Raw genomic sequence first — 24,347 nt, forward strand, 5'->3', positions numbered from 1 at the left:
GGATATCTTTATAAAAACAGCAGAGCAGCGGTTCTCCTTATTGGAGAATCGCTGCTCTGCTGTTTTTGTTCGTTGGCTGCCTACGCCCTGTAATTTATTGTTTAGGTTGTTTGTCAGGCAACTGAGTGATATAGCTGTGGGAAAGCTGTAAAAGCCTCAAGGCACGGTTATATTCGTCTTCAGTGGCACTCGGCGTTGTTCCATTGTTATAAATAGAGTACTGAGTGTTGTCTTCAAAGCTGTTACCAGGAATAAGCAATCCTGAGCTGGCAATGAATGAACCAGAAGGTAAATAATATCGTTCTGGCAGCAAATTATAAGTCTGACTGAGTAGATCTTGACCAAAATATACGTTATTCTCTAATGAAATCCCAAGCAGACTGGCTGCGGTTGGCATGATATCTACTTCTCCGCCTACTTCGTCAATGGTCTGCGATGCTACGCCAGCACCTGCATGAATAAGCAGAGGGATGTTCATCATATCCGCATAACTGTATTCATGACCATAGATTTCAGTCATCAATTCTTTATCATCATGATCGAGGGAATAAATCGGCAATCCCATATGATCTCCATAAATCATGATTACACTATTGTCCCAGACACCATTTGCTTTTAGCTCTTCTACAAAATGTCCAAAAGCATCATCCGCATAGTTCTGGGAACGGATATAGTCACCAACAAAAGTACCTTCATAACGCTCCGGCAGCTTCATGCGGTATTTTTCTTCCGGAATAGTAAAAGGGTGATGCGCTGACATTGAAATGACTTGAGCGTAAAAAGGCTGCTCCTGTTGGTCCATTTCTTTTAGTTTATCGGCTGTCTTACTGTAGAGCGTATCATCAGAAGCTCCAAAGAAGAAGACATCATCTTCACCAAAAAATTTGCGGTCATAATAATGATCGAAGCCGAGGGAGTCATACAGCTCGCCGCGGTTCCAGAATTCTACGACATTGGTGTGGAAGGTTGCTGTCTGATATCCATTTTCTTTAAGCACGCGTGGCAGACTTGGAAGTACCTTATCCACATAAGACATCGTTGCCGCTCCACGTGGAGGGATGTAGAAGGAAGTGTTAACTACGAACTCTGCATCCGACGTATTCCCTTGGCCAACCATTTGATAGAAATTAGGGAAGTAAAGACTGTCCTTCATTACCTTGTTCAGGTTCGGTGTAATTTCTTGACCGTCTAATTTAAGTCCCAGCAAGAAATTCTGGAAAGATTCCATTTGAAGAATAATAAGGTTCTTGCCTTTAGCGATGCCTTGAAGTGGAGAACTAGCCGCAGTATTAATCCCCTTCAATTTGTTGATGGCATCCTGTGTAATGTCACTTGAATCGACTAGCTCAGGCTCTTCTTTAGCGAAGATCGTATAAGCTTCATAATTAAGAATTCCCATTTCTTGAGCTTTCTTAATTTCGTTCATACTGGCCTTATTAGGCAAGATGTTGAACAAACATAAAGCAAGTGAGACTGCAAACAGAACACTATACTTAAGTTTTCCGCCACGGCGGTGGTTGATATTCTCTTTCTTATAGACCCGGCCTTTTTTATTAAAGAAGAAATAGACGCCAAGAATAATGATGTCTGTAAAAATCAGCAGGTAGTATGGATCCATTAGTGAGAATACGCTGTTGCTGACGGCAGTGACTTGATTCACCTGCTCCGCTGCATGGTAAGTCACAATAACACCGTAATATTTAAAATACATAATGGCTGCGAAGAAAATGGCTGTCACTAATAAATTTACGGTCATGTAATATCCGAGCTTGCGCTTGGAACCAAAACGTTCAATGATACAGAAGAGCGCCCAAGCAAAGGGGATTTCAGTTAATAATGATTTCCAGGGCAATATATCGTCAAAGATTACGCCCCATGCCAAGAAAGCTTTTAGAATAAAAATTATTGTGAAAAACACAAAAGGTTTAACGATCCACTGTTTAAAGTTAAAGGATGACACAGCTTCGCCTTCTTTCTACATGATAAAACGCCATTTCCCGGCTAGGAAGAAATAGCGCCCAGACAAAATAATTCCATAGTAATTAAATTTATTATGCAGGGCTGGCTATAGAATGTCAAAAATCGAGAACCTAAGTATAAGCTTAGTGGAGCGCGTAAAGTTGAACACAAAGGGTTGAAGCTGACGCTCCTGCTCTCATGCAGGGTTATACAACGAATTCAGGACTAAAATGGCAATTGGGAACAAAAAGGATATATGGATAATAAAAGGAGGTGATGCTGGATGAGCTCTACAGTAGCTTTATCAGTTAGAACTCTCGTTGAATATGTTTTTCGCAGCGGAAGCATTGAACCTGGCTTTCATGGAACGGGCGCTATGGTCGAAGGCACAAGAATTCATCAGAAGATCCAAAAGCAATATAAGGAAGGTGACCGCAAGGAGGTTTATTTGAAAACGGAGATTCCTTATGGAAACCTGCTTTATGTTGTAGATGGGCGTTGTGATGGATTGCTTGTCTCGGAGGATGGGAGCTTTACGGTCGAAGAAATCAAATCAACCTCCGGACTCCTTGATTTACTGGATGAAGGACATGAGGTTCATTGGGCACAGGCGCTGATGTACGCATATATGTTGGCTCTGGAGCAAGAGCTTTCTTCTATTCAGGTTAAGCTTACCTATGTCCACCGGGCTACTGATGAGCAAAAAAGCTTGTACCGAACGTTGTCTTTTGAAGAACTGATTTCATTTGTGAATGACACAGTGGCTAGATATGCTCCATACGCTGAGATGATGGTTCGTCATGATGCTAAGAAGGAGCAGAGTCTTCGGGAGTTGAGCTTTCCGTTCTCCTCTTATCGAAAGGGACAACGTCATTTTGCAGGAGCTGTATACAAGTCCGTCGTGGAAAAGGTCAGTCTGTTCGCTCAAGCCCCCACAGGTATCGGGAAAACAATGTCGACGTTGTTCCCTGTCCTTAAAGCGATGGGCGAAGGACAAGCTAAAGGATTGTTCTATTTAACGGCAAAGACGGTTACCCGTTTTGCCGCGCAGGAAGCGATCTCGCTGTTGCTAACGCAGGGTCTTCAGCTGCATGTCATCACACTTACCGCTAAAGAGAAGGCCTGTTTTCGCGAAGAGGGGATATGTGGTAAGGATTCCTGTCCTTATACGGATGGTTATTATGACCGGATCAACGAGGCATTAATGGATCTGTTAGAGCATGAGACGCTGATGAGCAGAGACACCCTTGCACTGTATGCTCACAAACACAAAGTGTGCCCATTTGAGTTCTCGTTGGATGCAGCCTATGCCTGTGATGCTGTGATCTGCGATTACAATTATATATATGATCCTCGCATCAGTCTGAAACGGCTAACAGAGGAAAGAAAGAGAGAAACGGTACTTCTAGTAGATGAAGCACATAATCTGGTAGACCGGGGACGGGAGATGTTCTCCGCCTCTTTGCTGAAAGCCCCTTTCCTGGAAATCCAGCGCCAATATAAAGAAATGAACCGGAATTTGAGTACAGCCGCTAAATCGGTGAATGCTTTTTTCATCTCCCTTCGCAAAATTTGCAATGAAGAGGGGCAAGGGCAGTGGGACTCGTTCCCGGAGGAGCTGCCGGCTTTGCTTGAGATATTTTCTTTGGAGGCGGAACAGGAGCTTATTCACCCGAGCTCCAGTATTGTCTCACTGAATGGGGAAGGAGAAGGGGAAAATGTCCTCTTGGATACCTATTTTGCAGTTCAGGGCATGCTCCGCACCTTTAAGACCTATGATGAACGCTACATTACCTATGCGGAGGTTCGTAGAGGGGATGTCTATCTCAAGCTATTCAATTTGGATCCCTCGCATCTGCTACGGCAGATGTCCAAGAGCTTTCGCAGTCAGATCCTGTTCTCAGCTACACTTTCTCCATTATCTTACTACCGGGATATGATTGGTGCAGCGGAGGAAGATTACAGTTTAACCGTGTCTTCCCCTTTTCAGAAAGAGCAGTGGGAAGTAACCGTCTTACCTGTCTCCACACGTTATCATGACCGGGAAGCCTCCCTAGTTCCGTTGACTAAAGCACTGAGCCAAATGGTCTCTAAAAAGGGCAACTATCTGGTGTTTTTTCCTTCGTACCTCTATTTGCAAAACGTATATCAGGCCTTTACGGAGTATTACCCTGAAATCCGGACATTGATGCAGGATACTGGCATGAGCGAGCAAGCTAGAGAAAGTTTTTTAGCCGCATTTAGTCCAGATAATGACGAGACGTTATTGGGATTTGCTGTACTTGGAGGGATTTTTTCAGAAGGTGTGGATCTGCCAGGGGATCGCCTCAATGGGGTTATGGTTGTTGGCGTTGGCCTGCCACAGCTTGGTCTTGAACGCAATCTGCTGCGTCAATATTTTAATGCCAGAGGAAAAAATGGCTTTGATTATGCCTATGTCTATCCGGGAATGTGTAAGGTACTCCAAGCCGGAGGCAGGTTGATTCGCAGCGAGACGGATACGGGCATTATCGTGTTGGCGGATGACCGTTTTTTGCAGAGTCCATATATGCATTTGCTTCCCGAAGAATGGAGAGATTATCTTATACGCTCATAAGAGGTTATAATCTACGAAAGGGTATTCATAATCAATCGGCAGGAGGAAATAATATGACAATAAAAGTGGGTATTGTGGGTACAGGTTGGTTCTCTAAGGTACATGCTGATTTGCTGGCAGGGATGGCTGATGTCCAGTTGCAGGCAGTCTGTGGAAGCAGTAAAGCCAAAGGCGAAGATATGGCACGTCCATATGGAGCTGCTGGATATGGTGATATTACAGAGATGTTGGATGCGGAGAAGCTTGATGCTGTTTATATCTGTGTGCCTCCACAATCTCATGGTGCGATTGAACGTTCATTAATCAAGAGGGATCTTCCCTTTTTTATAGAAAAGCCGCTTAGTATGACTACTGAAATTCCTGCCAGCTTGCTGCAAGATATTAAAGAACATAATTTATTGACCTCGGTAGGCTACCATTTCCGCTATCAAGAGAATGTTAATAGGCTCAAGGAAACACTACGTGGTGACAAGATCGGTATGGTCATGGGCCAGTGGATGGGCGGCATGCCGGGCGTAGCTTGGTGGCGTGATCAGGAGCAATCCGGAGGACAGTTCACCGAGCAGACCACTCATATCGTCGATTTGGTGCGTTATCTGGCAGGAGAGGTAAAAGAAGTATACGGCATGTTCGGAAATCGAATTATGCATGAGCAGCATGAAGGTGTGAGTGTAGCCGATGTAGGTACCGTATCTCTGAAGCTTGAGAATGGAATCATAGCTAATATTTCAAATACATGTGTGCTGCCTGATCCGGTAGGAAGTGTAGGTCTTAGTTTCTATAATGATCGGGGATTGCTGGACTGGAACCCGGATCGTCTCTTGGAAGTGCGAAGTGGCAATAGCACCGAATTTGAAAACACAGGAAATCCATATTTAGTGGAAAGTGAAGCTTTTCTGTATGCTGTACGGACAGGAGATCGTTCGCGTATTCTCAGTGACTATGAGGATGGATTCAAGACGCTTAAAGTAACTTGTGCGGCTTACGAGTCCGCACAAAGTGGACTTCCGGTTAAATTCTAAGTTCGGATTCTTAAAAAAAGGACATGCCGCCTTAGATGTGCTAAAGAGACATGTCCTTGGCTCAAGCTGGGTTAGCCTAGTGGAGGAATATTGCGAGTAAAGCTGGCGCCACACCTATGGATAACAGCGCGGACAGAATCATCGCAATACTGGAGATGGTTCCGGTCAGTGAACTAAGCTCGAAGGCCTTGGATGTTCCTGTACCATGCGCAGCGGTTCCCAGCGATACACCACGCGCGATTTCATTGTCAATGCGGAAGATGCGGAGTACTGTAGGGCCCATCATTGTACCGAGTATCCCGGTAATGATGACGAAGACTGCAGTAATACTCGGTACACCGCCGATACTTTGCGAGATGCTCATAGCGATCGGTGTAGTCACCGAACGTGGAACCAGACTGGCTGCCAGATCGCCGCTGACATGCAGCCATTTGGCGAGCAGAATGGAAGAGATCACCGCTGTTATCGTCCCTGACAGCACGCCTGCCGCAATTTCGGCGGCGTGCTTTTTGAGCACCTTGAAGTTTTTATGCAGAGGGATTGCAAAGGCCATAGTTGCCGGTTGCAGCAAATCCGTCAGCCATTTGCCTCCCGCATTGTAAGAATCATAAGTAATGCCTGTGATGAGTAAGAAGATAATCATAAGCACGGGTGTAATGATCAATGGAGAGGTGTACACTTTGCCACTAGAAGCATAAATGCGTTTCGCCAGTAGATATACAGCAACCGTAAGACCGAAGAATAATAGAGCGTTTAACATGATCCTTTCCGCTCCTTTGCTTTGTAAATTCTACTGGTAAGTAATCCGGAACTGGCCATTACAACAATCGTACCCAAAATGACCACCGCGAGGATTCGTAAACCATCAGTTTCCAGAATATTGGCGTATTTCATTACGCCGATAGCAGATGGAATAAAGAACAGCAAGAGCTCAGCCAGTAGCCAAGAAGCACCAACTTCAACCCAATTCAGATGAATGACACCAAACTCAAGCAGAAGAAACAATATAATCATTCCGAGTATGCTTCCGGGAATAGGGATATGCAAAAATGGGGTTACAGCATTGATTAGTAATGAGAATAGGGTGAGTCCCGCTACCTGCAGCAAGCCTATAACAATCTTTTTCATAAGGCTTCGCTCCTTTCATGATAATGAAAGTTTACATCAATTGTTTTCATAGGTAAAATGAATAGATTGAATAAATGACATTCCTTTTGTCTATGGATCGGAGGTTGGAAAATGGATATCCGACAATTAGAATATTTCGTCCAAGCAGCACGAATGAAAAGCTTTACTCGGGCTGCCGAATCCTTATATATTTCACAACCTACGATCAGTAAAATGATCCGGAATATGGAGATCGAGCTGGAGGCTGATTTGTTTTACCGTGAAGGGAAAAGTGTCCGGCTTACAGATGCGGGGGAAATTCTGTTCACCAAAGCGCAAAATATCGTGGAGTCGTTCGCCAGCTTGTCTTCTGAGCTGGATAGCTTACGAAATTTGGAGCAGGGCCACATCCGCATCGGTCTGCCTCCAATGGTAGGAGCGAGCTTTTTTCCTTCGGTGATTGGTCAATTTCATAAACGTTATCCGCAGGTTACTATTCGTCTGCATGAGGATGGCGCGAAAAAAGTGGAGGAAGATGTAGAAACGGGCTTGTTGGATATCGGAATGGTTGTGCTGCCTGTAAATACAGCCAAACTTCATTGCTTCACCTTTGTTGAAGAGAAGCTGAATCTTATTTTACCTGTTGGACATAGATTGGCCGAGGCAGACCTTGTTCCGTTAAGTGAACTAGCCGAAGAGGAGTTTGTGCTGTTCCGGGAGGATTTTACGCTGCATGATCGGATTATTACGGAATGTGTGAAGGCGGGATTTCAGCCTAAGGTTATCTATGAGAGCTCCCAATGGGACTTAATTAGCCGTATGGTGGCTGCCGGAATGGGAATCGCATTGCTGCCAGAAACCATTTGCCGGGATATGGATCGTTCACGATTGGTCGTTGTGCCTTTGACGGATCCGGTAATTCCGTGGCAGCTTGCTATGGCGTGGCGTAGAGACCGTTATTTATCTTTTGCGGCACGCGAATGGATTGCTTTTGCAAAGGGACTTTTGCGAGAACAGTATCCAAATGAGCTCCCTGACGAACTTGCGGAGGACTCTGAATAAGTAGTAATTCCGTTTTTGTTAGAAGCTCTACAATTTTTCTTTTTTTTGAAAATATGTTTTTTGGTATCATGACTTATGATAGGAGAAGATGTTGATAGAGAGAAGGAGAGAGATGTGACACAAAATCCAAATTCCTCCAAGAATAATCATAGAAAAGATTATAAAGAAGATGAGCTACTTGTAACTATAGAGAGTCTTAGATGTGAATTGCTGGAGGTTGCAGAGCAACGCAGTCTTAGTGACCGTGCTGTTCTAGAGCTCAGTGAGCGATTAGACAGCTATATTTTGCTGGCACAAAATAAGATGATGGAAAATTTGCGCAACCGGAAAGCCGGCATTACATCCTATAGTAGAAGTTCCAAAACCGCCATCACTGTTAGCTAAACTACCAACAACATAGAATTATAATACTATGAAGATGTTACTGATCTAGAGGAGCGTATTAGGCTCCTCTATTTGTCGTACAATCTATTTGTTGTACAATCCATAACTTTCACCTATAATGTCAATTAATAGAATCTTTTCAAGTCAAACTTTGGGGGTGCCGAGTGGAGGGAAAGTTAACAACTATACGCTCAGAAATTGAGAAAAATTTGTCCCGCTCCGGCCATAATCTCGCCTCATTTTCAAAAATTTGTGGCCTGAATCGAGGCAGCCTCAGTGCAATTCTGCATGGAAATCCGCCGAAGCCTATGTCCTTGGGACAAGTAGATGCAATTATAAAAGCCTTTGGTTTTCCAGAAGGCTGGTTATATCCTCTATATGTTGATGAATGCTTCAATGATGAGAAGGTCTCACGCCGTAGAGTGGAGCCTTTTTTGATTCGTTGTGCTGAATTGGGCAAACAGCCTTGTATTGAGGACACTTTAAGCAGATTACTGGAATATCCGAAGTCTCTGGATATCGTTTATTCGGTAGCTGATAAATTGTTTAAAAAAGGTAAAATAGATGAATCGATATTTTTTTATAAAGTTGTAGCTGAGAATGAGTCCGACAGTTACTCGGAGCGGCTCGCAATAAGTCATTATCGTATTTTTAGAGCCATTTTATCCATCGTCGATTCAGACGAGAAGTTACATGCAGTTATTACTTTTGAACCTTTCAGGAATCGTCTACCAGAAAATATGCAATTGGATGGTCTCTTAACTTTGACACAGTTATGTTTCGATCTTCGTCGATGGAATAAAATGGAGTCTTTCGCTGATGAGCTAAGAACGCTGGCTAATGCTGTTTACCGCGAGCAACTGCGAAGTAATGTGGATAAACGTAAGGAAGTTCTTCATACGGAACGTCCATTAGTGGTTTATTACGGTCATGGGTATTTGCTTAAAGCGATTTCGCTGACCAAGCAAGGTAAATATGAAGAAGCCAAAAAGTATACTGCAGGCTACGCAGATCTTGGCTGGTTTGAAATGATGAACGAAGAAGGTCGTCAGGCGGTAGAACAATTTCGGTTATTCGCAATGGGCAATGGTTTCACAATTGAGTTGTTGATGGGTAATGTGGATGTTCTATCTTCCTACGCGGCCTTTTTAGCAGATCACCCAGGTGAAATCTTAGCTGGACTTATAACTATAATGGATGCTGCTAATCGTTACGGGTTCTCTGCTGACAGTGTACTTACACGATTCTCACGAGAAATGTTGAGGTTTGAAGGATTCCAGGAGCCTAATAATGTAGATCGCGTATTTCGTTTGTACTATCAAGTAGCAATCTATGAAATAAATAAGCAATGTTATAGCACAGGTGTAGATTATCTTCTGAAATCTTTGGAGTTATCTATAAAGCAAAACAACGGAAAAGATTTCATTAATTGTATAACCTTATTTGAGACGAGCAGGGATTACGCTACTGCTTCTCAACAGGATAAATATAGAGAACTAGTAAAGGGGGTGAGAAAAAATGAAAAAATCACTGTTGATGATGGTAAGCGTGTTAGCATTGTTTAGCTTCATTATCATTGGACCTGTGGGCTCTGGAAGTAATGGAGGCATTACAACCTATGAGCACGGAGCTTGGTTCTAAGGGTGAAAACATCTATTCAATCCTTAAAATACAGAGCAATACATAAACCGATAACTACTCCCTTGCACTCGTGCTGGGGAGTTTTCTTTTTCGTAATAATTGATAGCGTATTCATAATTTGACAAAGCAATCTGACGAAAATATAATTAGGTAGCCTAAATAATATAGTGTTTAATAATTAGTTGACCTAACTAAAATAGAGGTGAAGGAAATTGGGATAAACGGAGGAAATACAGAAAATACTGAAAATTCAGTCGCACACGGGCTTTTTGCGGCGATGAAACGCCTGCACAAAGCTCAATGGCAAAAGGGCGTTGAGGGCCACAAGCCAAGTGAGATGACTTTAATGATATGCATTGAAAAATGGAATCATTCTGATGAAGAGGGTCTCAAGGTGTCTGAAATCAGCCGACTACTTGGATTCACTCCTCCTACCATCACGCAGCTGATTAACAGTCTTGAAGCGAAACAGATGGTGGAAAGACGCGCGGATCCTTCGGATCGAAGAGTTGTACGCGTGAAATTAACGGAAAGTGGAAAAGAACTCACACGAAAAGCAGAACATTATCGTGATGTGATGCTTGATAAGCTTGTGCAACACTTAGGCGAAAAAGACACTAAACAGCTCACAGAGCTATTGCTTAAGGTACATGAATACGTTGAGGATAATCCACCACCTGATTGGGATAGGCTACAAATGAACGGAGATGAGAAGCTTGATTAAATTATTTAAACAACTGAAGCCTTTTAGGGTAGCTATTGGTGCTGTATTAATCCTTGTATTTTTGCAGTCCATGGGCGATTTATACCTTCCTACTCTGATGTCCGACATCGTCGACAAAGGGATTGTTCAAGGAGATCGCGCTTATATTTGGAAAATAGGTAGTTTCATGCTCCTGGTTGCAGGTGGCGGTGCTTTATGTTCGGTAATTGCCAGTTACTTATCGGCAAAAGTAGCAGCCGGGTTTGGTAAACTTACCCGTGCACGAGTATTTAACCATGTAGAAAATTTTACGCTGCATGAATTCGATAAGCTGGGTACAGCTTCCTTGATTACACGTACAACAAATGATATTACACAAGTTCAAACGGTACTTACTATGATGTTGCGCATGATGATCGGAGCACCGATGATGATGATTGGTGGTATCATCATGGCAGTATCTGAAGATGCTAAATTATCATTGATTTTTGTAGTCGTTATTCCTGTACTTGTAGGGGCGATCTTCTTTATTGGGATGAAGGGTCTGCCACTGTTTAAAGCCATTCAGATTAAGCTTGATAAATTAAACCTGGTGCTGCGTGAGCATCTGACAGGTATTCGTGTTATTCGTTCTTTTAACCGGATTGATCATGAGAATAGACGTTTCACCGAAGCTAACCGTGATCTTACGGATACAGCTATCAAGGTCAACAAAATCATGGCCGGCCTGATGCCGCTGATGATGATTGTAATGAACTTTTCTATGATTGCTATTCTTTATTTTGGTGGAATACGAATTGGTGATGGCGACTTGCAAGTTGGGTCCCTGATGGCATTTATCCAATATGCAATGCAAATTATGTTCTCTCTGATTATGGTATCGATGATGTTCGTGTTAATTCCGCGTGCTTCAGCTTCAGCCGTGCGTATCAATGAGGTGCTGGATATGCAGCCTGAATTTACAGATCCTACTGAGAGTGAACTGCATACAACAGCTCAAGCTACTAAAAAAGATGGACGCGATTCTTTGCGTGGTTTTGTTGAGTTTGAGAATGTATCTTTTTCCTATCCAGGGGCAGAACAGCCTGCACTTTCGAAAATTAGCTTTAGTGCTCGTCCGGGTGAAGTTACCGCAATTATCGGGGGTACCGGATCGGGTAAATCTACACTGCTTAGCCTGATTCCAAGATTCTATGATGTTAATGAAGGTGCTGTACGCGTAGACGGAGTGGATGTGCGTGAGATGACACAGGAAGAGCTGCGGAGCAAAATCGGTTACATCCCACAAAAAGCAGTATTGTTCTCGGGTACGATTAATGAGAACATCCGCTACGGTAAAGAGGATGCTACGGATGAAGAAATCATTCATGCATCTAAGGTGGCTCAAGCCTACGATTTCGTATCCGCGATGAAGGATGGGTTTGACTCAGAAATTGCTCAGGGCGGGAATAACGTCTCAGGTGGTCAGAAACAGCGGTTGTCCATTGCTCGGGCGCTTGTGAGAAAACCTGAGGTTTATCTGTTTGACGATAGCTTCTCAGCTCTTGATTTCAAGACAGATGCCAAACTTCGCGCGGCTCTCAAATCTGAAACTACGGAATCCACCGTATTGATCGTAGCTCAACGGGTTAGCACCGTTATGGATGCGGACCGGATTATTGTAATTGATGAGGGTGAAATTGCTGGAATGGGCACTCACCGTGAACTGCTCGAGAGCAGTGATGTGTACCGCGAGATCGTATCCTCGCAGCTGTCAGAGGAGGAAATAGCATGAGTGAACAAAACAGAGAACATAAACCTGCAGCTCCCCGCGGCCATAAAGGCCCGGGTGGACCGGGTGGTCCTGGAATGAGGATGCCGGCAGAAAAAGCTAAAGATTTTAAAGGTACACTTCGTCGCCTAATCAAATACTTGCGCCCACGTATGGTTCAATTGATTATTGTACTAATTATGGCGATTGCCAGTACGGTGTTCAGTATCTTCAGTCCAAAAGTTATGGGTAAAGCTACAACCAAACTGTTCGAAGGTGCTTACGGCAAACTGATGGGTGTAGAAGGTGCCTCCATTGATTTTGGATATATTAATGATATTCTGATCCTGCTCGCGGGATTGTATCTGCTTAGTGCTTTGTTTAGTTACATTCAGCAATATGTAATGGCGGGTGTAGCGCAGAAGGTAGTTTATGACATGCGTGAGCAGATCAACAGCAAGCTGGAGCGTTTACCTTTAAAATATTTTGACTCCCGTACACACGGGGAAATTCTTAGCCGTGCTACGAATGACGTGGATAACATCAGTACCACGTTGCAGCAAAGTTTAACGCAGCTAATTACTTCAATCGTCACTATTATTGGTGTTATTGTGATGATGCTTACCATCAGCCCATGGCTGACTTTAATCACGATTACTACGTTGCCACTCAGCTTTATTGTGATTATGGCGATCTCTAAACGTTCGCAGACTTATTTTGTGAGACAGCAGAAATCGCTTGGCCAGTTGAATGGTCATGTAGAGGAAATGTATACGGGGCACCGGATTATTAAAGCTTTCGGCCGCGAACCGCAGTCGCTTAAAGATTTTGATGAAATAAATGATAAGCTTTATGATTCTGGCTGGCGGTCTCAATTTATGTCAGGTATGATTATGCCGCTTATGATGTTTATCGGTAACTTGGGTTATGTGCTTATCTGTGTTGTGGGTGGTATTTTTGTTACTAAAAAAATGATTGATGTCGGGGATATCCAAGCCTTCATTCAATATTCACGTCAGTTCACCCAGCCGATTGCACAAACGGCTAATATTGCTAACATTATTCAATCCACCATTGCTTCCGCAGAACGTGTATTTGAACTTCTGGATGAAGAAGAGGAAGTTAAGGAAGTTAATACTACACTGGTGAAGCTTGATGAAGGTGCTCCGGAAGGTTCCGTTGAGTTCCGTCATGTGAAATTCGGCTATAAAGAGGATGCTATTCTGATTGAGGACATGAATATTGAGGTTAGTCCAGGTCAGACTATAGCGATTGTCGGTCCTACTGGTGCTGGTAAAACCACTTTGATTAACCTGTTGATGCGCTTCTACGAGCTTAACGATGGGGAAATTATCATTGATGGCGTCAACATTACCGATATGAAACGGAGTGACCTACGCAGTAAATTTGGTATGGTGCTTCAGGATACCTGGCTCTTCAACGGTACGATTCGTGACAACATTGCTTACGGTCGTGAAGGTGCATCTGAAGCTGATGTGGTGCGGGCTGCCAAAGCTGCGCATGCCGATCACTTTATCCGCACACTTCCGCTTGGCTACAATACGGTGTTAAATGAAGAAGCTTCTAATATTTCACAAGGACAGAAGCAGTTGATTACTATTGCTCGCGCTATTCTGGCCGATCCATCGATCCTTATTCTTGATGAAGCAACGAGCAGTGTCGATACACGGACTGAATTGCTGATTCAAAAAGCGATGAATGCGCTGATGCAAAACAGAACCAGCTTCGTTATTGCCCATCGTCTCTCGACGATTCGTGATGCGGATCTCATCCTTGTCATGAATCAAGGTAGTGTAATCGAGAAAGGCAACCACGAAGAACTGCTGGCCCAAGGCGGATTCTATGCGGATCTCTATAACAGTCAGTTCTCTGAAGGAGATTTGGACGTAGGCTAAATTGAAGTGAAGAAAAAAGTATAGATAACCCATAAACCCCTCTTTTCACATGTTGCTGATTTTTTATGTGAAGAGAGGGGTATTTTATATGTGATGATGTGTTTTAATTTTTCTGAGAAATAAAAAAAGTTTGATTAAAAATTAAAGCATATATATGATAGAATAAAAAATGACCCGCGGCTCATTTTTAAGGCTGCAAGGTAAAGGAGAGGATGAAGGGAATGTCAGGCTACGGAAAATGGGTGGCAGGAAAAAAGACGAAGTGGATTACTCTTCTCGTATGGATAGTGCTTGTAGGTGCACTTACCCTGTTATGGCCTGCAGTGAATTCTCAGGTTGCTAATAATGCGCCTAACCTCCCAGATGATTCACAATCGGTACAGGCAGCAGCTATTGCAGAGCAAGAATTCCCTAGTGGAAGTGGAGTGCCTGCGCTGCTCGTATGGCATAGAGAAGGTGGGCTTTCACAAGATGATTTAGTACATATCACTGCTGTGTACAAGAAGTTGGAGCAGCAACCATTGCCCCATCAGAATTTTGTTCCCCCATTAGGACAACTGCCGCCACAGGCATTACAAGCCTCGTTATCTGAGGATCTTAGTACGCTGGTAACCCCGGTGCTTTTTGATAAAACAGCAGATAGTGATCAGCTTGGCGAAGCTGTGACAGAAATGAAGAAGATCATAAACACAGAGACGGGTGGAGACCCCTCCGCGGCTAAGGTGGATGGAAAAGACCTGAGTTTACGTGTTACGGGTCCAGTGGGCATCTCCATAGATGCTTCAGGCCTGTTTCAGAACGCAGACGTTTCCTTGTTAATTGCTACGGTTATGCTTGTGCTGGTGTTCTTATTGGTGATTTATCGTTCACCGATCTTGGCTTTTATTCCACTTATTGCGGTTGGATTCGCTTATGGTGTAACTAGTCCGATTCTTGGAAAAATGGCGCAAGAAGGCTGGATCACAGTGGATTCACAGGCTGTCTCGATTATGACTGTTTTGCTATTCGGAGCTGGTACGGACTATTGCCTGTTCCTGATCTCACGGTTCCGGCAGTTGTTGAAGGTAGAAGAGAGTAAGAGTCGTGCGCTTCTTCGCTCCATTACCGAATCTTCAGGCGCCATTGCTATGAGTGGCTTCACCGTCGTGCTCGCGCTGTTTGCGTTATTGCTGGCTAAGTATGGAGCTTATCATCGTTTTGCCATTCCATTTAGCGTATCTATCTTCATCATGGGAATTGCCAGTCTAACCCTCGTACCAGCACTGCTGGCAATCTTCGGACGGACCTCGTTCTTCCCATTCATTCCGCGCACACCGCAAATGGAGGTAGAACGGGCTAAGGCTAAAGGCAAACCTATTCCGGAACCCAAAGTTTCCCGTAAAAAAGGAATTGGTGGTTTGGTAGTAACCCGGCCTTGGGCTATCGTAGGTGTGACCGTTATCGGACTGGGGATTTTGGCTTCATTCTCCAGTGGCATCAAATTTACGTATGATATCCTATCCTCTTTTCCTAAAAATATGGAGTCCCGCGAAGGTTTCGACCTTATTGGCAAACAGTTCTCTCCCGGAGAATTAGCTCCAGCGAAGCTGATTATTGATACCCAAGGAAAAGCGAGCGGAGAGGATTTAAAGGTCATTCTTGGCGGACTCACCTATGTGGACACGGTTTCCGATCCGCAGCAGGGGGCAGTAAACAAAGATATTGTTGGTTTTGATATTGAATTTAAAAGCAATCCATATTCACTAGAAGCGATGGGTCATATTCCTACCCTTCTTGCTACCGCAGAGCAGGCATTAATCGATGTAGACGTTGCGAACCCTGCGGATCACGTGTGGGTAAGCGGGCAGACGGCGACACAGCATGACACTAAAGAGATTGGAGATCGGGACACCGATCTGATTATCCCCGTGGTGATCGGAATGATCACCGTACTGTTGTTGATATATCTGCGTTCAATAGTGGCCACCATCTATCTGGTCGGCACCGTTATTCTCTCCTTTTTCTCAGCGCTTGGCTTAGGTTGGATTATCATTCACTATGTGATGGGAGCAGATGCCATTCAGGGAGCGATCCCACTGTATTCCTTTGTTTTCTTGGTGGCACTTGGAGAAGACTACAACATCTTCATGATCTCGAATATCTGGAAAAAGCGTAAAACCATGCCGCTTAAGCAGGCTATCGCGGAAGGAGTGAATGAGACCAGCTCGGTAATTACCTCTGCCGGCCTCATTCTGGCAGGTACATTTGCTGTATTGGCAAGCTTGCCGATTCAGGTGCTTGTGCAGTTCGGTATCATCACCGCTCTTGGTGTTCTGCTGGATACCTTCGTGGTTCGGCCGTTCCTTGTACCAGCTATTACAACGCTCTTTGGCCGTTGGTCGTTCTGGCCGGGTAAACATCAAGAGGTGGAGACCCCTCAGCCAGATGTAAGTAAATAATGAGTTTATAAACAAACAGGGATGTCTCAGAGCCATATTGGCTCCGGACATCCCTGTTTGTTTTAGGCTTGGGCACAGGACATCGCTGGATAATAGCGCTGCTTGTACCAACTAACTGAACAGTATCTATTAGGCTAATCAATCAGTCAGCTGGACGATAATTACTCTAAGTTTTTACTGTAGCAATTAGCATTTAGAAGCGATAACTGTGTTAATTAGCGGCTGATTGTCTTAGCCCAGTGGTAGAAGACAATTAGCGTGCTGCATTGGCTAGCCCAGTGGTAAAAGACAATTAGGTGGCTGCATCAATAATAGTCAATTAGCTCGTAGCACCGGTTACCTAGCAGTAATAGACAATTAGTTAACTGTACTTATCGGGCTACCATTCCGTACACACTGCTGGTTCAATCTAGCTACTGCTCTGTTTGGGTGGTCCAAATCCTTAGTTACTGGGCGTGCGGCTGATCATTAGTTCATATTTATCGATGGAAGCACCCAGGATTGCGTCATTACCACCAGCACCACGGTGCGACTGACGGAAGGACTCGCTGGAGGTCCAGCCTTTGAATGCATCCTCATTCTCCCATACGGTGCAGATTTTTAATTCCTCGACACCTTCTTTGGCATTTCCACGCCAAACCTCCATACGTACAAACCCTGGCATATCCTGCACACCATTATTTCCTCCGAAACGTTGAGCAATAGCTTCGCCATGGCCTTCTTTTACTTTAATAGTATTAGTTACTACCAGCATGATAGATAAACCTCCGATTAGAAAGTTAGTATATTTTTCAGGACATTGTGAATCGAAATAATATAACATGGGAACCTCGAAAATTAGCCAATATCTCAAGGTAACATCGTGATTTTCAACTAACAAAATAAAAGACCATCCCACAAGACACAAGAGTGCGGGCGTTTAATTGCACTTTGTACACTTAAATTATCCGTCATACCAGAAACGATCGAATAAGTGTATTCTCTGCAACTAATTTGTGCGAATCTGGTGAATCGACGAGAATAGCCTTCTTTTAACTGTATAGAGTGCAACTAAAGTATGATTTCTCCTCTAATTGCGCTGAATAGATGTACAAAGTGCAACTATTATCTATTTAAACGTTAAGTATTGTGCAAACTCAGGTACCTGCCAAAAATCAAAGTGTCTACTGCAAGAAAAGTGGCTATAGCAAGTTAAAGTAACTACTGCACGTTAAAGTAACTACCGCAAGTAAAGTGCCACCTCAACCATAACGTTACTCTAAGCCAAAGTGCCAACCCAACTCCATATTGTTTACTCAAAACCACCATTACAGCTAGCACCTAATTCCAGTCCCAGTTCCCTAATAAAGCCCCCAAATGAAGTTACATTGCAGAATGTGCAACAGAATAGCCTGAATGTTATCTGAATAAGGCAGTCTGTTGCATTCTGTACAATAGAATCAAGCCCAAATCGCCTAAAAAGGAGGGGAGCCACTAAACTGATTGCACAACGTGCAATCACCCAAGGCCTCACCCTCGTCTAGAGCGATTCTATTGCACAAAATGCAATCCCCCAGATCACCCGGCTCCCCCCGCGTCCAGCGCGATTTTATTGCGGATTGGTGGTCCATAGTCCTGCTGTTTTTAGGAAGACGCGATCCGGCAGCTTCAAAGCTGTCAGTGCCAATTCAGCAACATCTTCAGGTTGCATCATGCGGTCTTCGTCACCGATTTTAAGTCCAGCATTGGAAGCTAGGCCAGTGTTGACGGTGCTTGGAGTCAAGGCTACGACGCGAATATTGTGTTTGCGCACTTCTTGTGCGAGGGCTTCGGTCATGCCCATGAGAGCGAACTTGGACGCGCAATAAGCAGAGCCTGTCGCGAAGCCGCGTTCTCCGGCTGTGGATGAAATATTGATGATATTTCCGCCATTTTTCTCAATCATCGCAGGCAGTGCAGCACGAGTTACGTAATAAGTACCGTAAAGATTAACTTGGATGTGGCGCTCCCAGTCTGCAGGATCCATTTCTACTAAAGTGCCGAATTTTGCGATCCCGGCATTGTTGATTAATGCATCAAATGCTCCAAGCTCATTTTGCAGGGAAGCAACAGCACGTTCAGCTTCTTCGCGTACGGCGATATCGGCCACGGCAATGCTGACTTTAACGTCATATACTTCCGTTAAGGCTGATTTTAACGCTTCGAGATCACCTGAAGTTCTGGAGATCAGGCCTAAATTAGCACCTTCCTTAGCCAGTGCCATAGCCAAGGCTTTTCCGATCCCTTTGCCTGCACCAGTAATTACAACACTCTTTCCTCTCAAATCCATCTCTATCGTCACTCTCCTTCAAACTTTTTTGAAGCAGCTGCTTCATTCAAGTCTTATTATACCTGAATGCTGTAGGGCAATTACAATCGCCCCTTAGAAAATGGCCTGCAAATTTTCATGAAGCCGAACTGCCTTTTCATGAAAGGTATTATTCATGGAGTTTCGTCAGCGGTACCGAAGCTGGGCCCTCTAAAACCTCGCCATCGTAGGAGAAGCGGGAACCATGGCAAGGGCAATCCCAAGAACGATCCCCGTTGTTCCATTCGCATTCACAGCCCATATGGGTACAGGTTCTATCCACCAGATGAAGTTTACCTTCTGGATCCTTATAAGCTCCCACACGTTTGCCATCATGGAACACAACGGCTCCTTCGTCAGCTTCCAAATCAGTTGTCTTTTTATGGACGATTTCCACTTTGCCCGCCACGAGCTCTTTTGCCACATTGGCATTTTGCACGATGAAGTTTTTTAGACTGGTGCCAGCTTTGAAGCGGGACGGATCGTACAATTCGGTATACGGATTATCTTTGCGCTGAATCTGATCCGAGATGATCTGTGCGGCCAGCGTACCGCTTGTCATGCCCCATTTTCCAAAACCTGTGGCGATATAAATCTCTTCGTTGTCCGAAATCTTGCCGATGTAGGGCACTCTGTCTAGGGTGATTAAATCCTGTGCTGCCCAGCGGTAAGGGATTGTTTTGATGCCGAGCAGATTTCCTGCGAATAGCTCCAAATTCTCATAATGTCCTATCGTACAGATGCCCTGGCCTGTCTTATGGTTGTCTCCCCCGACAATGACCAGATTCCTGCCTTCCCACTCTACTGCACGAAGAGAACGGGTGGGTTCGCTTGCACTTAGATACATTCCACCCTCAAAATCCGTTTCAGGCTGGATCGCCAGACAGTAGGAACGTTCAGCATGCAGCCGCGAGAAATATAGTGCTCCTCCATCGTAGAATGGGAAATGAGAAGCTGAAACGGCGTAGCGGCAGGTGATCCGATGCTCGTCCTTTTCAGTAAAAAGCGTAAGCTTATCGTTCTTCTCCACCTTATCCGCCATCATCGTATGCTCATAGATTACGCCACCTTTATCCTGAATGACCTTCAGTAGCCCCTTCAGATATTGCAGCGGGTGAAAGCGGGCTTGTCCTGGTAATTTAATGGCACCACTGGCCATCAGAGGGATAGAGACGTTATCTAGCCATTCTCCGGGCAGACCCAATTGTTCATAGGCTTTATACTCTTCCTCCAGTTGTTTAAGCGTTTTATGATCTTCAGCATCCGCGTACAGAAAAGCCGCCTCATGTTTCATGCCGCAGGATACTTCAAGTTCCTCAGCCGTATTCTGGATCCAATTCATAGCCTCGCTGTTCGAGCGATAATAGAGCCGGGCTTGCTCCTGCCCAAAATGCTTTATCAAATGATGATAGATTAACCCGTGCTGTGCTGAGATTTTTGCACTGGTAAAACCCGTAGTGCCACTCAGAATTTCTCCGGCTTCTAAGAGCGTGACTTTGTAGCCTGCGTTGCTGAGGAGATAGGCTGTTGTAATGCCTGTAATTCCACCGCCTACCACTGCCACATCTGTAGAAATATCTTCAGCCAGCTTTGGAAAAGCCGGTAAATCCGTGGTATCTCTCCATAATGATTCCGGAAATTGTGGAAGACTTTGCGTTATTTTACGGTTTGGGTCCATCTATTATCCCTCCATCTTTACAATCTTCATCTCATTTATTACCACAGTCCTGTGAAAAGAAACTTCCCATTCCATCGTGCTGTGCATGAATTCAGAGAAACAGTGCCAAAATAAGGTGGAAACTGGGACGTAAAGGATAAATAGGAGGGATGATGTTCCATGTCAGTTCAACAGGATAAGGACAATATTTCTCTGGAATGGATCAAAGATCAGCTGAACGGGTTCGCGGATTTAATCGATAAAACAAGCGTTGCCCCTTTTGGGCAAATCAACCTGCTCTATATCAAAAGTGTTACAGATGCGCAGACACTCAGCCGCCACGTGATTGCGCCGTTTTATGAAATGGAGAGTATTAGCGCTTATCAGGATTACATTATGACTTATCCGGGCACTGAAGAGGCGACTACGAGAGAGAAGGCGATCGACCTTTTGCTCAGTGGTTATGTGCTTCTGGGTATAAAAGATGTGATATATTTCTTCGATGCTATGAGTACGGAGAGCAGCGGTGTTAGTGAAACGTCTGCCGAAAGTATTTCACAGGGGCCGTCAGATGCACTGACAGAGGATATAGCGATTAATTTGAACATGATTCGGCGGCGTTATCAATCCACTAATCTCAAAATGGAGACCATGGTCATCGGCGATGTCTCTAAAACAAAGATAGCTATTTTATACGATGACAGTCGTGTTGACCATAACGTTTTAAAAGAATTAAGGGAGAAGATGGGAACGCTAAAGGTTGATATTTTGCAGGCTACAGGAGAGCTTGAGAAGTTTATAAGCAGTGACAAATTAAGAATACTCCCTAAGTCCATCATCACCGAAAGACCGGATAGAGTGGTGTTTAATTTGTCTGAAGGAAAAGTAGCGATAGTGCTGGATACAACCGGTTATGCGATAGTGCTGCCTTCTATTTTTAATGATTTTTTCACATCCATGGATGATAAAATACAATTTCCTATCGTGGGGCGATTCCTAAAGCTGCTTCGGATTATCGGTGTGTGCATGACGTTGTGGCTGCCTGCGCTCTATGTAACACTCACCTCGTATAACCCAGAGATTATTCGTGTGCAGATTGCCTTGCTTATTGCGGGCAGTCGTGCGACTGTGCCTTATCCATCTTTTGTGGAAGTGCTTTTAATGCTCATGATGATGGAGTTTCTGACTGAGGCGAGCTTACGGCTCCCCAAGGCAATTGGTCCAACGGCCACGACGGTAGGGGGGCTTATCTTGGGGCAGGCAGCGACGGCAGCAGGACTTGTAGGAAATATCATGATCATATTGGTTTCTGCTGTTGCGATATCCAATTTTCTAATTCCGCTGAATATGATGAGCTTGTCCATACGAGTGCTGAAGTATATTTTTCTAATTGCCGCAGCTTTTTTAGGATTGGTTGGGGTAGTAGTCTGTGTCGTGGGATTCGCAATGTATTTATGCAAACAGCGTACCTTCGGACAACCTTATTTCAGATTGTTTTTTCTCGATAATCTCGGCAAGAAGAAGGGTGGAGAGCATTGATGGCCAAAAGCCGTTATTTCTACTGTCTTTTTCTGATGAACAGCCTGATCAACATCATTAATTTTGTTCCAAGGGAACTAATAGACAGACGTTTTGGTGGCGCTTTGATGTCCATACTAATCGGAACGATTTTGGGCACTTTGTTTGTCTATATATTTACTGTACTGATTGCTAAATTCCCCGGCAAGGGGTTCCCGGAAATATTTGACTCTTTGCTTCCTAAGAAGTTATCCAGAATCTTACTGGTCCTTTTTGCTGGCTTATGGTGTGTGGCCGGGGGAGTTACATTGCTTTCTTTTGTAGATATTACGCTGCGGTTTATCAGTCCGGATTCGAGTCCTTATACGGTTGTGATCAGTTTTTTAGTCTTGGTCTGCATCTGCTGTCGCTTCGATTCTCTATCACTCTTGTACGGGCTTGAAATCATTCTCAGCGTATCCTTACCTTTAATTATTTATGGCCTCGTAAAAGCATTGACCAATCCGGACTTTAATTGGGATTCTGTTCTGCAGGTCACTACATACTTCTGGCATAAGCCGGACCTAATGAGCCTTGCGGCGGCTACCTTTTCGTTTAGCGGTTACTTAAACCTGGCCATATTTAATCGGGTATTTCATGGGCTGAAGCTGAAGCATGTCTGGATTTTAGGGGTGGAGGGTCTTTTCGTATTACTCTTGACTTTTTTAGTTCCCATCGGCTATTTCGGAACCGTTGCTATTGATAGACATGTGTATACATGGTTCTCGACGGCCGACAGTATTCGGATGGAATCCTTTATTATTGAACGGATGCTGTTTATTTTTTATTTTGCCTATTTAAGTTTATCTCTGGTGAGTGTAATCGTTCATTGGCATGGAGGTTTAGAGCTTTTTAAAGGTGCTCTTTCATCTGCAAAAAAACAGTCCCCAAAAGCAGAGCGCTGGAAAGAGTGGGGGATCCTAGGCTTGTTTAGCGCGATGGTTCTGTCCTTAATGGGGCAGGATCAGTATCAACTTAATATGTTTGGTGCCTGGTTTCTGCAAATTCGCTGGTTTGGTGAGATGTTCATCATCGCTCTGTTGTTTTATTGTTATCGCAAAGCTAGGAGGGGGAAGCTATGAGAAGAGTACTTGCTGGAATTGGAATTACCTTGCTCCTTCTTCTTCCCGGTTGTGACTTCAAGGAGATTGATTTGCGGATTTTCGTGTTAGCGATCGGCGTTGACCAAGGTACAGAAGCAGGGAATTTTAAGATTAGTTTGAAGCTTGCCATCCCTCAGGGGGATGTTACTAAGATTGATGAGAAGATGCAAATCTTGACTGAGGAGTCTCCAAGCATTTCGGAAGCCCTCCGTAGAATGAAATCCAGAGTGGAAAAGGAGCTTGATTACTCCCATTGTAAATCAATTGTTTTGGGGGAAGGGGTTGCCCGTGAAGATATTCTCCATGTTATGGATTGGGCTGTGCGACGTAGAGATATCCAGCTTATTGTCAATTTTGCAATAGGGCGTCCGGAAGCACTTCAAGTGCTGAAGGTAAGACCCGAATCGGAGCGGATCCCATCGAATTCTCTTATTCTGGCTATGAGTGGACAAGGCACAGAGTCTCCATTTATTTCTAGTGTGTATTCCTTTCAGCTGATGAGAAATATCTTTGAGGAGGGGATTGATCCAATCCTGCCGATTATTGAGGCCAAAGGGGATAAGGAGTTTTTAATTGATAAAATTGCTCTGCTGAATAATGAGAAAATCAAAATGGTTCTTACGCCAAATGAGACCCGGCTATATAATCTGCTGTCACGCCCGAATCTGCGGACTAACTTACCCGCCCATTCCGAGGGAATTATGTTTCAATATTACACAGAGAGGTCATCCTCGCACTATAAAATCGTAACACCAGAGCATGGGAAAGCTACTATTCGTTATCATATTAAGATAAAAGGTATTCTCGAAGAGAGTAGTAGCCCAGATCTGGTGACACATCACATGTTGAAGAAGATCCAGGAAGCCGGGGAAAAGGAATTGGAAGCGGATATCTTAGCATTGCTGACCAAAATACAAGCCAGTGGCTTAGATCCCTTGGGTTGGGGGCTGCATTATGGAGCAAGGCATTTTAATAACGATACGGAAATGAAAGTGTGGAAGGAGCTCTATTCTAAACTTGATTTCCAAGTGAAGGCTGATGTAAACATTAAATATTCAGGAATGATTAGGTAGCTTGTAAAGTAGCATGTGGATAAAAATGGGATTGACGTTCCCATTCACAAGAT

18 protein-coding genes are annotated in these 24,347 nt (G+C 44.2%); 12 read left to right on the forward strand and 6 right to left on the reverse strand.

Features of this window, described 5'->3' with window-relative positions; translation table 11 throughout:
- Window positions 1-94: 94 nt before the first annotated feature.
- Window positions 95-1,960 (reverse strand): LTA synthase family protein, encoded by a 1,866-nt coding sequence (locus MKY14_RS28510; protein ID WP_076124004.1) that lies wholly within the window; start codon window positions 1,958-1,960, stop codon window positions 95-97.
- Between the two features lie 282 nt (window positions 1,961-2,242).
- Between MKY14_RS28510 and MKY14_RS28515 the strand changes: the two genes are divergently transcribed.
- Both MKY14_RS28515 and MKY14_RS28520 read left to right on the forward strand, forming a co-directional pair.
- A complete protein-coding gene (locus MKY14_RS28515; protein WP_340921149.1) occupies window positions 2,243-4,555 on the forward strand; it encodes a helicase C-terminal domain-containing protein in 2,313 nt (770 codons plus the stop codon).
- A 53-nt stretch (window positions 4,556-4,608) separates the two neighbouring features.
- A complete protein-coding gene (locus MKY14_RS28520; RefSeq protein WP_340977885.1) occupies window positions 4,609-5,577 on the forward strand; it encodes a Gfo/Idh/MocA family protein in 969 nt (322 codons plus the stop codon).
- A 76-nt stretch (window positions 5,578-5,653) separates the two neighbouring features.
- On the opposite strand, the gene MKY14_RS28525 is transcribed toward MKY14_RS28520, so the two are convergent.
- Window positions 5,654-6,337 carry a CidB/LrgB family autolysis modulator gene (locus tag MKY14_RS28525; protein ID WP_076123999.1) on the reverse strand — a complete coding sequence of 228 codons (684 nt, stop codon included), beginning with the start codon at window positions 6,335-6,337 and terminating at the stop codon, window positions 5,654-5,656.
- Entirely contained in the window at window positions 6,331-6,705 is a 375-nt protein-coding gene (locus tag MKY14_RS28530; RefSeq protein WP_076123997.1) for a CidA/LrgA family protein, read from the reverse strand. Before MKY14_RS28530 ends, MKY14_RS28525 begins: the two co-directional genes overlap by 7 nt.
- A 111-nt stretch (window positions 6,706-6,816) precedes the next feature.
- Between MKY14_RS28530 and cidR the strand changes: the two genes are divergently transcribed.
- From cidR to MKY14_RS28565, 7 genes are all read left to right on the forward strand, one after another.
- Entirely contained in the window at window positions 6,817-7,746 is a 930-nt protein-coding gene (gene cidR / locus MKY14_RS28535) for a cidABC operon transcriptional activator CidR (RefSeq protein ID WP_076278300.1), read from the forward strand.
- Window positions 7,747-7,860: 114 nt separating this feature from the next.
- Window positions 7,861-8,130 (forward strand): aspartyl-phosphate phosphatase Spo0E family protein, encoded by a 270-nt coding sequence (locus tag MKY14_RS28540; RefSeq protein WP_076099698.1) that lies wholly within the window; start codon window positions 7,861-7,863, stop codon window positions 8,128-8,130.
- Window positions 8,131-8,294: 164 nt separating this feature from the next.
- Window positions 8,295-9,695, forward strand: a complete 1,401-nt coding sequence (locus MKY14_RS28545) for a DNA-binding protein (RefSeq protein WP_076123994.1) — start codon at window positions 8,295-8,297, stop codon at window positions 9,693-9,695.
- A 413-nt stretch (window positions 9,696-10,108) separates the two neighbouring features.
- Window positions 10,109-10,495, forward strand: coding sequence for a MarR family winged helix-turn-helix transcriptional regulator (locus tag MKY14_RS28550; protein WP_172628867.1), 387 nt, complete (start codon window positions 10,109-10,111; stop codon window positions 10,493-10,495).
- Window positions 10,488-12,248: an ABC transporter ATP-binding protein gene (locus MKY14_RS28555; RefSeq protein ID WP_076123992.1), complete on the forward strand. Its 1,761-nt coding sequence runs from the start codon at window positions 10,488-10,490 to the stop codon at window positions 12,246-12,248. Before MKY14_RS28550 ends, MKY14_RS28555 begins: the two co-directional genes overlap by 8 nt.
- Window positions 12,245-14,140 carry an ABC transporter ATP-binding protein gene (locus MKY14_RS28560; protein WP_076123991.1) on the forward strand — a complete coding sequence of 632 codons (1,896 nt, stop codon included), beginning with the start codon at window positions 12,245-12,247 and terminating at the stop codon, window positions 14,138-14,140. The genes MKY14_RS28555 and MKY14_RS28560 overlap by 4 nt, the downstream gene beginning before the upstream one ends.
- Window positions 14,141-14,352: 212 nt before the next feature.
- Window positions 14,353-16,578: an MMPL family transporter gene (locus MKY14_RS28565; RefSeq protein ID WP_076182011.1), complete on the forward strand. Its 2,226-nt coding sequence runs from the start codon at window positions 14,353-14,355 to the stop codon at window positions 16,576-16,578.
- Window positions 16,579-17,020: 442 nt separating this feature from the next.
- Here MKY14_RS28565 and MKY14_RS28570 read toward each other — a convergent pair whose 3' ends face one another.
- The 3 genes from MKY14_RS28570 to MKY14_RS28580 form a co-directional block, all read right to left on the reverse strand.
- Entirely contained in the window at window positions 17,021-17,332 is a 312-nt protein-coding gene (locus tag MKY14_RS28570; protein WP_076179209.1) for an antibiotic biosynthesis monooxygenase, read from the reverse strand.
- Between the two features lie 834 nt (window positions 17,333-18,166).
- Entirely contained in the window at window positions 18,167-18,886 is a 720-nt protein-coding gene (locus MKY14_RS28575; protein ID WP_036681981.1) for a 3-ketoacyl-ACP reductase, read from the reverse strand.
- A gap of 148 nt (window positions 18,887-19,034) precedes the next feature.
- Window positions 19,035-20,582 carry an FAD-dependent oxidoreductase gene (locus MKY14_RS28580; protein ID WP_076182015.1) on the reverse strand — a complete coding sequence of 516 codons (1,548 nt, stop codon included), beginning with the start codon at window positions 20,580-20,582 and terminating at the stop codon, window positions 19,035-19,037.
- 159 nt (window positions 20,583-20,741) lie between these two features.
- Here MKY14_RS28580 and MKY14_RS28585 point away from each other — a divergent pair, with 159 nt between their 5' ends.
- From MKY14_RS28585 to MKY14_RS28595, 3 genes are read left to right on the forward strand one after another with little or no spacing between them, the layout of a single operon-like run.
- The gene (locus MKY14_RS28585) at window positions 20,742-22,100 is read left to right on the forward strand and encodes a spore germination protein (protein ID WP_076123985.1); all 1,359 of its coding nucleotides are present in this window, start codon (window positions 20,742-20,744) and stop codon (window positions 22,098-22,100) included.
- A complete protein-coding gene (locus MKY14_RS28590) occupies window positions 22,100-23,200 on the forward strand; it encodes a GerAB/ArcD/ProY family transporter (protein WP_076123983.1) in 1,101 nt (366 codons plus the stop codon). Before MKY14_RS28585 ends, MKY14_RS28590 begins: the two co-directional genes overlap by 1 nt.
- Window positions 23,197-24,294: a Ger(x)C family spore germination protein gene (locus MKY14_RS28595; RefSeq protein ID WP_076191747.1), complete on the forward strand. Its 1,098-nt coding sequence runs from the start codon at window positions 23,197-23,199 to the stop codon at window positions 24,292-24,294. The genes MKY14_RS28590 and MKY14_RS28595 overlap by 4 nt, the downstream gene beginning before the upstream one ends.
- The last annotated feature ends 53 nt before the right edge of the window (window positions 24,295-24,347 follow it).

This window comes from Paenibacillus sp. FSL R5-0887, from assembly GCF_038002305.1.
Taxonomy (GTDB): domain Bacteria; phylum Bacillota; class Bacilli; order Paenibacillales; family Paenibacillaceae; genus Paenibacillus_AQ; species Paenibacillus_AQ odorifer.